The sequence below is a fragment of the Amycolatopsis sp. MEPSY49 genome, assembly GCF_051337345.1.
Classification (GTDB): domain Bacteria; phylum Actinomycetota; class Actinomycetes; order Mycobacteriales; family Pseudonocardiaceae; genus Amycolatopsis.
Map to the genome: position 1 here is coordinate 79103 of NZ_JBDLYJ010000008.1, position 12030 is coordinate 91132.

The window sequence follows — 12030 nt, forward strand, 5'->3', positions numbered from 1 at the left end:
CCGGAAACACCGATCACGGGATAGACCCCTGTCGGCCACTCCTTGTCGCACTGAGATTGCAGGTCCGGAGCGACGACGTCGATTGTCGTCTGTGCGTGACGGTGCCGGGCGGGTTCAGGCGGACGCTGCGGGTAGCGGTGGATGAGGGTTTCAGCAAGGAACCGAGCCCGTCGCGACCTGGTCGCACCGAAGCGCAGACGAAGACGGAAGGTGTCGGCTGATATCGACCTCTGGTGGGCCGCGTGATGGGCTGCGTCCTCGCGTCGCGCCTCGTCCAAGGGCGCATCGAGCGGACGCTTCCAAGGAGCCTGTCGACCGTGCTTTCGGACTCCTGCTGCTCGGGCAGACACTGCGCCGATGCGCCCTCCGACTTGTCCAGGGCATGCGGTTCAGGTTGCTTTTAGGGAGAGCTTCATGACGTCGTGGAAAGACGACGACCTCGGCGTTCTCGAGCGCGCTCACGAACTGGAAATCACACCACCACCGGCCACGGTCCGGCTGGCCGGAACGATGAGATCGAGCAGCAGGTCGCGGCCCGGGTGCCGGGCGACGACGAGGTCCGGACGGACCTCGTACTCGACTTCTCGTGAACTCGTGCTCATCGGGCTGCCTGGCCGAGCCGGTGGCTTTCGAACAATTCGTTGCGAAGCCGTCCGAGCTCCTCACGGTAGCGATGCACGTTGCCCACTTTGATCTGCTCGTAGCCCCGGATGATGTCGGGGAGTGCGGCGATCTTGGTCGCGGTCGCCACGGTGCGGGGGCTGAGCAGGGGCAGCAGTTCGTCGATGGCGTCGCGGTACTGCCTGATGAGGTCGCGCTCCATCCGGCGCACCGAGTGGTAACCGAACACGTCCAGCCGAGTGCCGCGGAGGCGTCGCAAGGCATACAGCAGGCGGAACACCGGGCGTGACTTCGCTGTGAACGAGATCTTCCGCTTCAGGCCCATAGCGCGCGGCAACGGTGGGTGCAGTTTGACCCCGTAGGCCGCGTCCGGGCCGAACTCTTGCCGGATGGACGCGTCGAGGATGAGTCGGGCGACTTCGTATTCGTCTTTGTAGGCCATCAGTTTGAACAGGTGGGTCGCCACGGCTTCGGCCAGTTCGGCGGACCCCGGGATCGCGGTTTCCTCGGTGGCGCGCACCTTCTCGACGAAGGTGACTCGCCGAATGAGACACGCTCTTGGCCGGCAACTGCATTGTGGTGCTTCCGAACGCGTAGCCGGCGGCCAAGCAGCGTCATTTGACCTTGATGACGACCTTGCCCTTCGCGCGTCCTTTGTCGACGTACGCCATCGCCTCGGCGGTCGATTCGAGGGAGAAGACCCGGTCCATGACCGGCTCGATGGCTCCGGAATCGATGAGGCCAGTGATCTTGCGGAGCTGGTCCCCGCTCGCCCGCATGAAGAGGAACGTGTAGCTGACCTGACGATGCTTGGCCGCCTTCCGGGTCCGATAGCTCAACAGCCCCATGACCGGTCGCAGGATCCACGGCTTGCCGAGCTCCCGCGCGAAGCCGGGATCCGGCGGGCCGGAGATCGAGATGAGCTTTCCGCCCGGCTTCAGTACCCGCAGGGACTTCTCGAGGGTCTCGCTGTCCAGGCTGTGCACCACCACGTCGTAGTCGTGCAGCACGGTTTCGAAGTCGTCGGTGCGGTAGTCGATCACTACGTCCGCGCCGAGGCGCTTGACCAGATCGGCGTTGGCCGCGCTGGTCGTCGTGGCGACGGTCGCACCGAGATGCTTGGCCAGCTGGATCGCCAACGTGCCCACGCCGCCGGAGCCTGCCTGGATGAAGACTTTCTGGCCGGCTCGCAGGACGGCGATTTCGATCAGGGCCTGCCAGGCGGTCAGTCCGACCAGAGGAATGGCGGCTGCTTCCTCCATCGTGAGCTGTTCGGGCTTCGGGGCCAGGTCGTCTTCGGCGACGGCGATGTATTCGGCGAAGGCGCCGATCCGGTCCTTCCCGGGTCGCGCGTAGACCTCGTCGCCGGGCTTGAACTTCCGCACGCCCGGCCCGACGCCGACCACGACGCCGGCAACGTCGTTGCCCAGGATGAGCGGCAGGCGGTAAGGAAGGATGAGTTTGAACTCGCCGTCCCTGATCTTGGAATCCAGCACGTTGACGCCGGCCGCGTGGATCTCGACCAGCACGTCGTGCTCACCCACCTCGGGCACCGGCATGTCGCCGACCCGAACGTTGGTGCCGTAGCGATCGACGATGGCTGCCTTCATGACGTAACTCTCCTCGAAACCCTACTTTGCATTATGATCATACTACCATAAGCAGGGTGGACACCTTGAGGCAAGAGGTGGGACGCGTTCAGATTATGATCGTACTAACATGAGTGATGGGCAGCCCGTTGAGTGAGCGGAGAAGCGTGTGGTGCGGTACGGGAAAGAGCACAAGCAGGCGACGAGACAGCGGATTGTCGAGGCGGCCGGCCGCCGGCTCAAGCGTGACGGGATCGACGGCTCCGGGGTCGCCACGCTGATGAAGGACGCGGGCCTGACCAATGGCGCCTTCTATGCCCACTTCGAATCCAAAGAGGACTTGGTCGCCACCGCGGTCTCGGAGCAGCTGCGCGGCCAGCGGGAGTGGCTCACCTCGTTCCCGCCCGGACGCGACGGCGTCGAGCTGATGGTGCGCACCTACCTTTCGCCCGAACATCGCGACAATCCCGAGGAGGGCTGCCCGTCCGCCGCACTGCTGGACGAACTCGGCCGCTGCACGGATCCGACCAAGCAGACCTACACGGGCAGCGTGCTGGCCGTCATCGACGACATCGCCGCCCGCCTGGCGCCGGGCGATCCGCAGTCGATGCGCACCAAGACGCTCAGTATCTACGCCCTGATGGTCGGGACCCTGCAGCTCGCCCGCGCGCTGGCCGATCGGCAACTCTCCGACGACATTCTCGAGCAAGGGATCCGCAACGCCTTGACGGTGCTGGACGCACCGGAAGCATGAGTCGCCGTGCCACACCTGTTGCCCTCGAGCTGTAACGAAGTTACATTGCCGTCATGAAACGAGACTTGGCAGGTCGACGGCTGGTTGTGACGGGAGCGGCCCGCGGGATCGGGGAGCGGGTGGCCCGGCTCGCCGCCACCCGGGGCGCGCGCCTCGCCTTGATCGGGCTCGAACCGGAGAGGTTACGCGCCCTCGCGGGGGAACTGGGGTCTGCCGCGGTCTGGCGAGAGGCCGACGTGCGAGACGGTGCGGCCCTGAAGGCGGCGATCGACGGCTGCGCGCAGGCCATGGCCGGCATCGACCTCGTCGTCGCCAATGCCGGGGTCGCGGCCTACGGGACGGTGCGGCAGATCGACGAGACGTCGTTCGAGCGGGTCCTGGACATCAACCTGAACGGTGTCTTCCGCACCTTGAAGTACGCGACGCCGCACCTCGAGCGCAGCCGGGGTCACGTGACGGTCGTGGCGTCCGCGCTGTCGTTCATGCCGCTGGCCGGAATGGCCGCCTACGGCGCCGGCAAGGCCGGAGCCGAACTGCTCGCTCTCACCTACCGCCAGGAGGTGGCGCACCTCGGCGTCACGGTCGGCGTCGTCCATCCGTCCTGGATCGACACCGACATCGTCCGCGGCGCCGATGCGGACCTCCCGTCCTTCCGGCGGTTACGCAGCCGGTTGCCTTATCCGGGCAACGTGACCACGAGCGTCGACCGGGTGGCCACCGCGATCGTCGACGGACTCGCGCGGCGACGCAGCCGCGTGTACGTGCCGCGGGCGGTGGTCGTCGCCAACTGGCTGAAGGCGACCCTCAACTCGCCCGCGGCATGGCCCTGGACGAGGCGGTTCGCGGCCCACGCCGTTCCGGCCCTCGAGCGCGAAGTCGAGGCACTGGGGCGGAACGACCAGCTCGTCCCCGGCGGGGGCAACGCCAAAGCGTCCTGACCGTCTAAGGCGTGCCGTGGCCGCGCAGGGCCGCCTGGTGTGAACTCTCGGCGTCTTCCCGGCTATCGCCGAGCGCGACAGCGAAGTTCACTCCCATGGGCAGCAGCACCTGGGTGACCGGATCGGTGAACTCGGCGAAGTGTTCCGCCAGCTCGAGGGTGATGTAACCGTGGACGAAACTCCAGAGCTGGGCAGCCGCGACGTCGGGCTCCTGGGGCTCGAACCTGCCGGAGCGCACGGCTCGTGCGCACACGTCGGTCACGTGCGCGTAGGCCTCGCGGAAGGCCGCCGAACGGCCACTCGGCCGAGGGGCCGACTCGGCCGGCGGCCGGTACGTCGCCCGGGTGGACAACCCGAACATCAGATCGTAGAGGTGAGGGTTCTCGCGGGCGGTCCGGCGGCAGGCCAACGCCATCGCGAAGAGGTCGGCGACCGGATCGTCCGTCACCGGCACCTGGGAAAACGCCCGGCCGAGCTCGGCGAAGCCGTAGTCGGCGACGGCGCGGACGAGTTCGACGATCCCGCCGAAGTGGTGGTAGACCGACGTCTGCGACAACCCGACCGCGGAGGCGACGGTCCGCGCCTTGATGGCGGCCGGTCCCTGCTCGGCCAGCAGTGCGATCGTGGCCTGGATCAGCCGCTCCGGCACACCGCTGCCCGGCGTCACGTCCTCTGCCCTGTTCCTCACGGTTCCCCTCACTCCGGCCGGCTCTTGCCATCCCACTATAACTTGGTTACATTCTAGTGTAACTTCGTTACAGTCATTCGACGGAAGCAGACGTCATGGCATACACAGAGCAAGGCCACCTCGACGTGGAGGACCGTGGAGCCGTCCTGATCGTCCGTGTCGACGGCGGCCCCCATGGTTTGTTCGGTCTCGACCTCGCCCAGCAGCTCGAGGACCTGGTGAACCGGGTCGACAGCGATCCGGGAGTGCGCGCCGTCGTTTTCACCGGCGCGCATCCGGAGCGGTTCGTCAGCCACGCCGACGTCCGGTGGCTGCAGGAGGGCGGCGCCGCTGTCCCCTCGCTCGGCCGGCGCGGCGCCTCCGCGGTGGTGCGGATGGCTCGCGGGGTGGACCGGGCCCGTGCCGTGGAGCCGGTGGTCCGGCGAACCCCGTTGCGGGGCGCGCTCGAGCTCGACCGCCTGCACGCCACGTTCCTGCGGATGAATTCCAGCGGCGTCGTCTTCGTCGCCGCCCTCAACGGTTCGGCGCTCGGACTCGGCGCGGAGTTCGCCTGGGCGTGCGACTTGCGGGTCATGGCCGACGGGGACTTCTTCATCGGCCAGCCGGAAATCCTCCTCGGGATCATGCCCGGCGGCGGCGGAACCCAACGCTTGTCCCGCCTGGTCGGCACCCACCGGTCCCTGGTCGCCATCCTCGAAGGCAAGCCCTTCACACCCGCGGAAGCGCTCGCCAACGGCGCCGTCGACGACGTCGTCCCCCAGGACGAGGTGGTCACGCGCGCGACCGAGCTCGCGGAGCACTTCGGGTCCCGGTCGAAGACCTCGATCGCGGCCATCAAGCGGGCCGTCTACCTCGGTGGCTCGATGTCACTCGTCCAAGGTTTGCACGTCGAGCGCAGCGAATTCCTCGTTCAGGACCAGTCCGCGGACGGGCAGCAGCTGATGCTCGACTACCTGGAAGCCACCGAAGCCACCGGCGAACTCCCGCTCTACGACCCGGACGTCTACGCGCAGGCCCTCGCGACCGGCAGCGTCCCACGCCGATCGGCGGTGCCGCAGTCATGACCGCGTTCACCCGGCACGACGTCTCCTTCCCCTCCGGCGAGACCACCTGCGCCGCCTGGCTCTACCTCCCGTCCGGAGTCCCGTCACCCCCGGTCGTCGTCCTCGGACACGGTCTCGGGGCGACCCGCGAAATGCGGCTGGACGCGTTCGCCGAGCGGTTCACGCAGGCGGGTTTCGCGGCTCTGGCCTTCACTTACCGCTACTTCGGCGACAGCGGCGGACGGCCCCGGCAGCTGCTGTCCATCCGGCGGCAACTCGCCGACTGGGACGCCGCCATCGCCCACGTCCAAGCCCGGCCCGACGTCGACGGCTCGCGCGTCGCGGTCTGGGGCAGCTCCTTCGGCGGTGGCCACGCCATCACCGTCGCCGCACGCCATCCGGAGCTGCGTGCCGCGGTGGCCCAGTGCCCGTTCACCGACGGTCTCGCCTCCGCGGTCGCGCTGGGCCCGGTGGGTTCCCTCAAGCTGGCGCCGGTCCTCGCGCGGGACCTCGTGGCCGCGGTCCGCGGCACCGAGCCGGCGATGATCCCGCTCGCCGGCGTTCCCGGTTCGCCGGCGCTCATGACCGCTCCGGACGCGCTGCCCGGTTACCAGGCGCTCGTCCCGGCGGGGACGGCTTTCCGGAACGAGGTCGCGGCCCGGGTCGCGCCGGCCATCGCCGGCTACCGGCCCGGGCGGGCCGCGAAGAAGATCGCCATCCCCATCCTCTTCTGCGTCAGCAACACCGACACGGTCACCCCGCCCGCCCAAACCCTCCGCTACGCGCGGACCGCGCCTCGGGGCGAGATCAAGACCTACGACGCCGGTCATTTCGACTTCTACCTCGGTGAGCCCTTCGAGGCCTTGGTCCGCGACCAGACGGAATTCCTCACCCGGCAGCTGAACCCGGCCTCCGCGACCACGGCAGGTGCGCCGTGAACTTCGCCTCGCTACCCGACCGGCGCGCCGGGCTGGACCCCCACGGCCCCGCGGTATCCGACAGCACCGGTTTTCTCACCAACACGCAGTTGCTCAGCCGGGTCCAGGCGACCGCGTCGCACCTCCACGACCTCGGCATCGGCCCAGGCGACGTCGTCGCACTCGAACTGACCAACCGCCTCGAGTTCGTCCTCCTGCTGTTCGGAGCGTGGCGGCTCGGCGCCACCGTCACGCCGGTGAACCCGAGCCTGACCGACGCCGAGGTCGCCCGGCAGCTCGACGACTCCGGTGCGCGCCTGCTGGTCGTCGAAGACAGCGCGAGCGGAGCCGGTGACGTCACCACACTCGCCGTCGGTGACCTGCCCACCGAGCCCGGCGGCCCGGACCACGCGCGGGATCCCGACCCGTCCGCACTGGCCCTGCTCATCTACACCAGCGGAACGACCGGCGTCCCGAAGGGCGTGATGCTCGACCACGCCAACCTCGACGCCATGACCGACATGGGCCGCCGCGCCCTCGACATCGGACCGGCCGACCGGTGCCTGCTGATCCTCCCGCTCTTCCACGTCAACGGCATCGTGGTCAGCGTCCTCATGCCCCTGCTCGCCGGCGCGAGCGTCGTCATCGCCGACCGGTTCGCCCCGCACACCTTCTTCGACGTCGTCGAGCACCATCGTCCCACCTACTTCAGCGCGGTACCGACGATCTACGGCATGCTCGCCGCGCTGCCCGCCGACGTCCGGCCGGACACCTCGTCCCTGAGGTTCGGGATCTGTGGCGCGGCGCCCGCATCGGCCGACCTGCTGGCCCGGTTCGAGACCCGGTACGGGTTTCCCCTGATCGAGGGATACGGGCTGTCCGAAGGAACGTGTGCCTCGACCATCAACCCCGTCGCGGGACCCCGGCGAGCCGGGACCGTAGGAATCGCCTTCCCCGGACAGGAAATCCGGATCGTCGACCAAGACGGCGCCACAGTTCCGTCCGGTGTGGACGGTGAGGTCGTCGTGCGTGGCCCGAACGTCATGCGGGGCTACCTCGGCCGCCCGGACGACACCGCCCGGGTCATCGTCGACGGCTGGCTGCACACCGGAGACGTCGGCCACCTCGACGCCGACGGCTACCTCACCCTGGTCGGCCGCTCGAAGGACATGATCATCCGTGGCGGCGAGAACAACTACCCCAAGGAAATCGAAGACGTGCTCACCGGCGACCCGGCCGTCCTCGAAGCCGCCGTGATCGGCGTCCCCGACGACAAATGGGGAGAAGTGGTCGTCGCCTACGTCCAGCCACGACCCGGTCGGACCGTCGACCCCGCCGTGCTGAAGGCCCGCTGTGCGCACAGCCTCAGCGGATACAAACGACCGACCGAGCTGCTCGTGCTCGACGCCATCCCGAAGAACGCGGTCGGCAAGATCGACAAGCCCGCGTTGCGCGCGGGCCACGCGGCCACCGCTGGGTCAGCAGCCGAGGAACGGGGCTAGTCGGCCCGGACGAGAGCATCGGCGGCGTCCCGACGGTCGAGAGTGCGAAAGTCAGGGCGGTGCGCGCCAGGCGCGTCGCCTGGCGAGGNATCGACAAGCCCGCGTTGCGCGCGGGCCACGCGGCCACCGCTGGGTCAGCAGCCGAGGAACGGGGCTAGTCGGCCCGGACGAGAGCATCGGCGGCGTCCCGACGGTCGAGAGTGCGAAAGTCAGGGCGGTCCTCGCCAGGCGCGTCGCCTGGCGAGGACCGCCCTGTCAGCGGGGTCACTTCATCTCGGTCACCCCTCAGGCTTGCACCCCTCATTGAATTATGGTCATAATATAAAGCATGGTGACCTACACGGCTGACACCCTTGAGAACCACACCGCCGCCGGACCGTCCGCGGTGTTCACCTACCGCCGCACCGGCCCGCGAGGCGGTGTGCCGCTGGTCCTGCTGATGCGCTTCCGCGGCACCATCGACGGGTGGGACCCGGAGTTCGTCGACCGGCTCGCCGCGGACCGCGACGTCATCCTGTTCGACAACGTCGGCATCGGCTACACCGGTGGCGAGCCGCGCGACACGTCCGAAGGGTTCGCCGACGGCGCGATCGAGTTCATCGAGGCTCTCGGCCTGACGCAGGTCGACCTGCTCGGCTGGTCACTCGGTGGCATCGTGGCGCAGCACGTCGCCCTCCGCCGGCCCGACCTCGTGCGCAAGATCGTCGTGGCGGGCAGCAGCGGGCCGGGCGTGGCGCCGGGGACCCCGGAGATGAGCGAGCGGGTCCTGTCCATCATGGCCAAGCCGGACGCGGACGCCGAAGATCTGCTCTACCTCTTCTACCCCGAGACCGAACAGGCCCGCGCCGCCGGACTCGAACACCTTTCGAAGGTCGCCAAGCGCCTCGAAGGCGGCGGCCCCGTGGTGACGGAGGACGCCGCCCAGGGCCAGCTCGCCGCCGTGGGACGGCTCCTGGCCGTGGAATGGGACCAGCTGAAAGCCGAACTGCGGTCGATCAGCCAGCCGGTCCTCTACGCCAACGGGATCCACGACGTGATGATCCCCGCCCTCGGCTCGTACAAGGCGGTCGAGCAGGTCCCGGACGCCACGCTCGTGCTCTACAGCGACGCCGGGCACGCCTTCCTGTTCCAACACATCGACGAGTTCGTCGCGCAGATCAACCTCTTCCTCGGCCACTGACCATCCGCACAATTCACCGAAGGGCAGAACCATGAACAGCGAACAAGAATCCCGAGACGGCGTGGTCACCTCCTACCGGGACGCCCCGACCCGCACCGTCTCCGCCGGCGGCGTCGACTTCGCCTACCGCGAACTCGGCCCGAAGACCGGCGTCCCGGTGGTCTTCCTGACCCACCTGGCCGCGGTACTCGACAACTGGGACCCCCGGGTCGTCGACGGCATCGCCGCGAAGCACCGCGTCATCACCTTCGACAACCGCGGCGTCGGCGCATCCACCGGCACCACCCCGAAGACCATCGAGGCGATGGCGGCCGACGCCGTCTCGTTCATCCGCGCCGTCGGCCTGACCGAAGTGGACATCCTCGCCTTCTCCATGGGCGGGATGATCGCCCAGGTGATCGCCCAGAACGAACCGCAGCTGATCCGCAAGCTGATCATCGCCGGTACCGGGCCCGCGGGTGGCGAGGGCATCAAGAACGTGACCAGGATTTCCCACCTCGACACGATCCGGGCCCTGCTCACACTCCAGGACCCCAAGCAGTTCCTCTTCTTCACCCGGACGCCGAACGGGAAGCGGGCGGGCAAGGAGTTCCTGGCCCGACTGAAGGAACGCAAAACCAACCGGGACAAGGCGATTTCCCTCAGGTCCTACGGTGCCCAGCTCACCGCGATCCACCGCTGGGGGCTGGCGCAGCCGTCCGACCTCTCCGTCATCCACCAGCCGGTGCTCGTCGCGAACGGCGACAACGACCGGATGGTCCCGACGAAGAACACCCACGACCTGGCCCGCCGCCTGCCCGACAGCGAACTGGTGATCTACCCCGACGCCGGCCACGGCGGCATCTTCCAGTACCACAGACAGTTCGTGACGAAGGCACTCGAATTCCTCGCGCGGTAGAGCCGGACCTGGCGGCGGTCTCGTCGGCCGCCAGGCACTGAACATGGCCGATCCCCGCCGGCCCCCTATCACTTCTTCGGCACCCTGTCGGTGACCCGGGCCTTCGCACCCCGGATCGCGGCCAACGGCGGCGGTGCGATCCTGAACGTCCTGTCCGGCCGTCCTGGGTCAGCTTCCCGGAAGCCGGCGCGTACTGCGCCGCCAAGTCCGCGGAATGGTCCCTCACCAATGCTCTGCGTCAGCAGCTCGCCGGCCGGCACATCCGGGTGGCCGCGCTGCACGCGGGTTACATGGACACCGACATGGTCCGTGACGTCACCTCGGTAAAGTCCGACCCCGCCGACATCGCCCGGATCGCCGACCCCACCGGCGCCCGCCACGGCGTCCGCCGCGGCCAGCTCGACCTGTCCGCCCGCCTGGTCTGGCTGTTCGAGAAGCTCGGCTGGGCCACCGACGTCCGCTGGCCCAAACCCGAACGTCTGGCCCGCAAGGTCAACCCCGGCTATGCCGCGGCTCCGCGCGGGTTCGGCAAGCCCGACCGCGGCCTGCCTGCCTGCCTGCCTGCCGGGACGTCCGCCCGGAGACACCCGCAGGACCACCCAGCAGGCGGCCGGAACCCCGCGAGCGGAGCACCGTACCCGCCGCGTGCTTAGACTGTGGTCTAGCAAAGGGGCCCACGTGCACCAGCTCACCCTCGGCGTCATCGCGCATTCGCGGAAAGCGGACGAACGCCGGTTGCCGATCCACCCACGCCACGTCGAACGAATCGACGCCCGCCTCCGTGACCGCATCTACCTCGAACACGACTACGGCGAAGCCTTCGGCGTCCCCGACACACAGCTGGCGGGCGCCGTCGCCGGGATGCGCACGCGGGAACAGCTCATCGCCGCGTGCGACGTCATCCTGCTGGCCAAGCCGCTGCCGCGGGACGTCGCCGAACTGCGGCCGGGCCAGGTGCTGTGGGGCTGGCCTCACTGCGTCCAGGACCGTGAGCTCACCCAGCTGGCCATCGACAGCCGGTTGACGCTGATCGCCTTCGAGGCGATGAACCACTGGAACCGCGACGGCTCGTTCGGCCTGCACGTCTTCCACAAGAACAACGAACTGGCCGGCTACTCCTCGGTGCTGCACGCCCTGCAGGTGATCGGCTCGACCGGCGACTACGGCCGCCGGCTGCGGGCGGCGGTGATCGGCTTCGGGGCGACGGCGCGGGGAGCGGTGACCGCGCTCAACGCGCACGGCGTGCACGACGTGCACGTCCTCACCGGCCGCGGGCTCAGCGCGGTCGGCTCGCCGATCCACTCCGCGACGATGGTGCACTTCGACCACGACGTCAACAACCCGGGCGATCCCCGCCGCAGCCACGCCCTGACCGATCGCGGCCGGGTGCCGCTGGCGGGGTTCCTCGCCGAGCACGACATCGTCGTCAACTGCGTCCTGCAGAACACCGCGGAGCCCTTGATGTTCCTCCTCGAGGACGACTTGGCCGCGTTCAGACCGGGCAGTCTCGTCGTCGACGTCTCGTGCGACGAAGGGATGGGGTTCAGCTGGGCGCGGCCCACCACGTTCGCCGACCCGGCGTTCGTGGTCGGCGACGGCATCACGTACTACGCCGTCGACCACAGCCCGTCCTACCTGTGGAATTCGGCCACGTGGGAGATCAGCGAGGCCCTGCTCCCGTTCCTGGGGACGGTCCTCGGCGGACCGTCCGCATGGGACGCTGACGAAACCGTCCGCCGCGCCATCGAGATCCGCGACGGCGTCGTGCGGAATCCGGCTGTCCTGGCCTTCCAGCACCGCGCGGCGGCATATCCGCACCTCGTGGAGTAGCGGACCTTCCCGCCGCCGGTGGCTCGTCACGCGGATGCGTCCCACTCCTCCCGTACTCAGGGCAGTCGTC

Annotated in this window: 12 protein-coding genes and 2 pseudogenes; 10 read left to right on the plus strand and 4 right to left on the minus strand. The window is 68.8% G+C overall.

The genetic code is table 11. The annotated features are described in order from the left end of the window. Window positions 1–458 precede the first annotated feature (458 nt). The 3 genes from ABFJ78_RS31665 to ABFJ78_RS31675 are packed head-to-tail and all read right to left on the minus strand — an operon-like array spanning window position 459 to window position 2231. Entirely contained in the window at window positions 459–602 is a 144-nt protein-coding gene (locus ABFJ78_RS31665) for a hypothetical protein (protein ID WP_436390235.1), read from the minus strand. Beyond that, window positions 599–1354: a DUF6537 domain-containing protein gene (locus ABFJ78_RS31670; RefSeq protein ID WP_436390723.1), complete on the minus strand. Its 756-nt coding sequence runs from the start codon at window positions 1352–1354 to the stop codon at window positions 599–601. Before ABFJ78_RS31670 ends, ABFJ78_RS31665 begins: the two co-directional genes overlap by 4 nt. Further along, window positions 1236–2231: an NADP-dependent oxidoreductase gene (locus ABFJ78_RS31675; protein ID WP_436390236.1), complete on the minus strand. Its 996-nt coding sequence runs from the start codon at window positions 2229–2231 to the stop codon at window positions 1236–1238. Before ABFJ78_RS31675 ends, ABFJ78_RS31670 begins: the two co-directional genes overlap by 119 nt. 151 nt (window positions 2232–2382) lie before the next feature. On the opposite strand from ABFJ78_RS31675, the gene ABFJ78_RS31680 reads away from it, so the two are divergent. Beyond that, a complete protein-coding gene (locus tag ABFJ78_RS31680; RefSeq protein ID WP_436390237.1) occupies window positions 2383–2964 on the plus strand; it encodes a TetR/AcrR family transcriptional regulator in 582 nt (193 codons plus the stop codon). A 53-nt stretch (window positions 2965–3017) separates the two neighbouring features. Then, a complete protein-coding gene (locus tag ABFJ78_RS31685; RefSeq protein ID WP_436390238.1) occupies window positions 3018–3902 on the plus strand; it encodes a short-chain dehydrogenase/reductase in 885 nt (294 codons plus the stop codon). A gap of 4 nt (window positions 3903–3906) precedes the next feature. Here ABFJ78_RS31685 and ABFJ78_RS31690 read toward each other — a convergent pair whose 3' ends face one another. Continuing rightward, window positions 3907–4590, minus strand: coding sequence for a TetR/AcrR family transcriptional regulator (locus ABFJ78_RS31690; RefSeq protein ID WP_436390239.1), 684 nt, complete (start codon window positions 4588–4590; stop codon window positions 3907–3909). Between the two features lie 95 nt (window positions 4591–4685). On the opposite strand from ABFJ78_RS31690, the gene ABFJ78_RS31695 reads away from it, so the two are divergent. The 8 genes and pseudogenes from ABFJ78_RS31695 (at window position 4686) to ABFJ78_RS31730 (ending at window position 11960) form a co-directional block, all read left to right on the plus strand. Continuing rightward, the gene (locus tag ABFJ78_RS31695) at window positions 4686–5654 is read left to right on the plus strand and encodes an enoyl-CoA hydratase/isomerase family protein (protein ID WP_436390240.1); all 969 of its coding nucleotides are present in this window, start codon (window positions 4686–4688) and stop codon (window positions 5652–5654) included. Then, window positions 5651–6571, plus strand: a complete 921-nt coding sequence (locus tag ABFJ78_RS31700; protein WP_436390241.1) for an alpha/beta hydrolase — start codon at window positions 5651–5653, stop codon at window positions 6569–6571. The genes ABFJ78_RS31695 and ABFJ78_RS31700 overlap by 4 nt, the downstream gene beginning before the upstream one ends. After that, window positions 6568–8052, plus strand: a complete 1485-nt coding sequence (locus tag ABFJ78_RS31705; protein ID WP_436390242.1) for a class I adenylate-forming enzyme family protein — start codon at window positions 6568–6570, stop codon at window positions 8050–8052. The genes ABFJ78_RS31700 and ABFJ78_RS31705 overlap by 4 nt, the downstream gene beginning before the upstream one ends. Window positions 8053–8380: 328 nt before the next feature. Beyond that, the gene (locus tag ABFJ78_RS31710; protein ID WP_436390243.1) at window positions 8381–9232 is read left to right on the plus strand and encodes an alpha/beta fold hydrolase; all 852 of its coding nucleotides are present in this window, start codon (window positions 8381–8383) and stop codon (window positions 9230–9232) included. 31 nt (window positions 9233–9263) lie between these two features. Next, complete coding sequence (locus tag ABFJ78_RS31715) at window positions 9264–10130, plus strand: alpha/beta fold hydrolase (protein WP_436390244.1); 867 nt, start codon at window positions 9264–9266, stop codon at window positions 10128–10130. 50 nt (window positions 10131–10180) lie between these two features. Further along, window positions 10181–10441 (plus strand): annotated as a pseudogene (locus ABFJ78_RS31720) (SDR family NAD(P)-dependent oxidoreductase); the annotation flags it as partial. Between the two features lie 45 nt (window positions 10442–10486). Next, window positions 10487–10783, plus strand: a pseudogene (locus ABFJ78_RS31725) (acyl-CoA desaturase); the annotation flags it as partial. A gap of 25 nt (window positions 10784–10808) precedes the next feature. Continuing rightward, window positions 10809–11960, plus strand: a complete 1152-nt coding sequence (locus ABFJ78_RS31730) for a N(5)-(carboxyethyl)ornithine synthase (RefSeq protein WP_436390245.1) — start codon at window positions 10809–10811, stop codon at window positions 11958–11960. The last annotated feature ends 70 nt before the right edge of the window (window positions 11961–12030 follow it).

Bases quoted from the DNA above. Each gene is read 5' to 3' on its own strand.
- ABFJ78_RS31715 (WP_436390244.1), top strand. From the start codon at position 9,264: ATGAACAGCGAACAAGAATCCCGAGACGGCGTGGTCACCTCCTACCGG.
- ABFJ78_RS31700 (WP_436390241.1), top strand. From the start codon at position 5,651: ATGACCGCGTTCACCCGGCACGACGTCTCCTTCCCCTCCGGCGAGACC.
- ABFJ78_RS31665 (WP_436390235.1), bottom strand. From the start codon at position 602: ATGAGCACGAGTTCACGAGAAGTCGAGTACGAGGTCCGTCCGGACCTC.
- ABFJ78_RS31685 (WP_436390238.1), top strand. From the start codon at position 3,018: ATGAAACGAGACTTGGCAGGTCGACGGCTGGTTGTGACGGGAGCGGCC.
- ABFJ78_RS31675 (WP_436390236.1), bottom strand. From the start codon at position 2,231: ATGAAGGCAGCCATCGTCGATCGCTACGGCACCAACGTTCGGGTCGGC.
- ABFJ78_RS31695 (WP_436390240.1), top strand. From the start codon at position 4,686: ATGGCATACACAGAGCAAGGCCACCTCGACGTGGAGGACCGTGGAGCC.
- ABFJ78_RS31710 (WP_436390243.1), top strand. From the start codon at position 8,381: ATGGTGACCTACACGGCTGACACCCTTGAGAACCACACCGCCGCCGGA.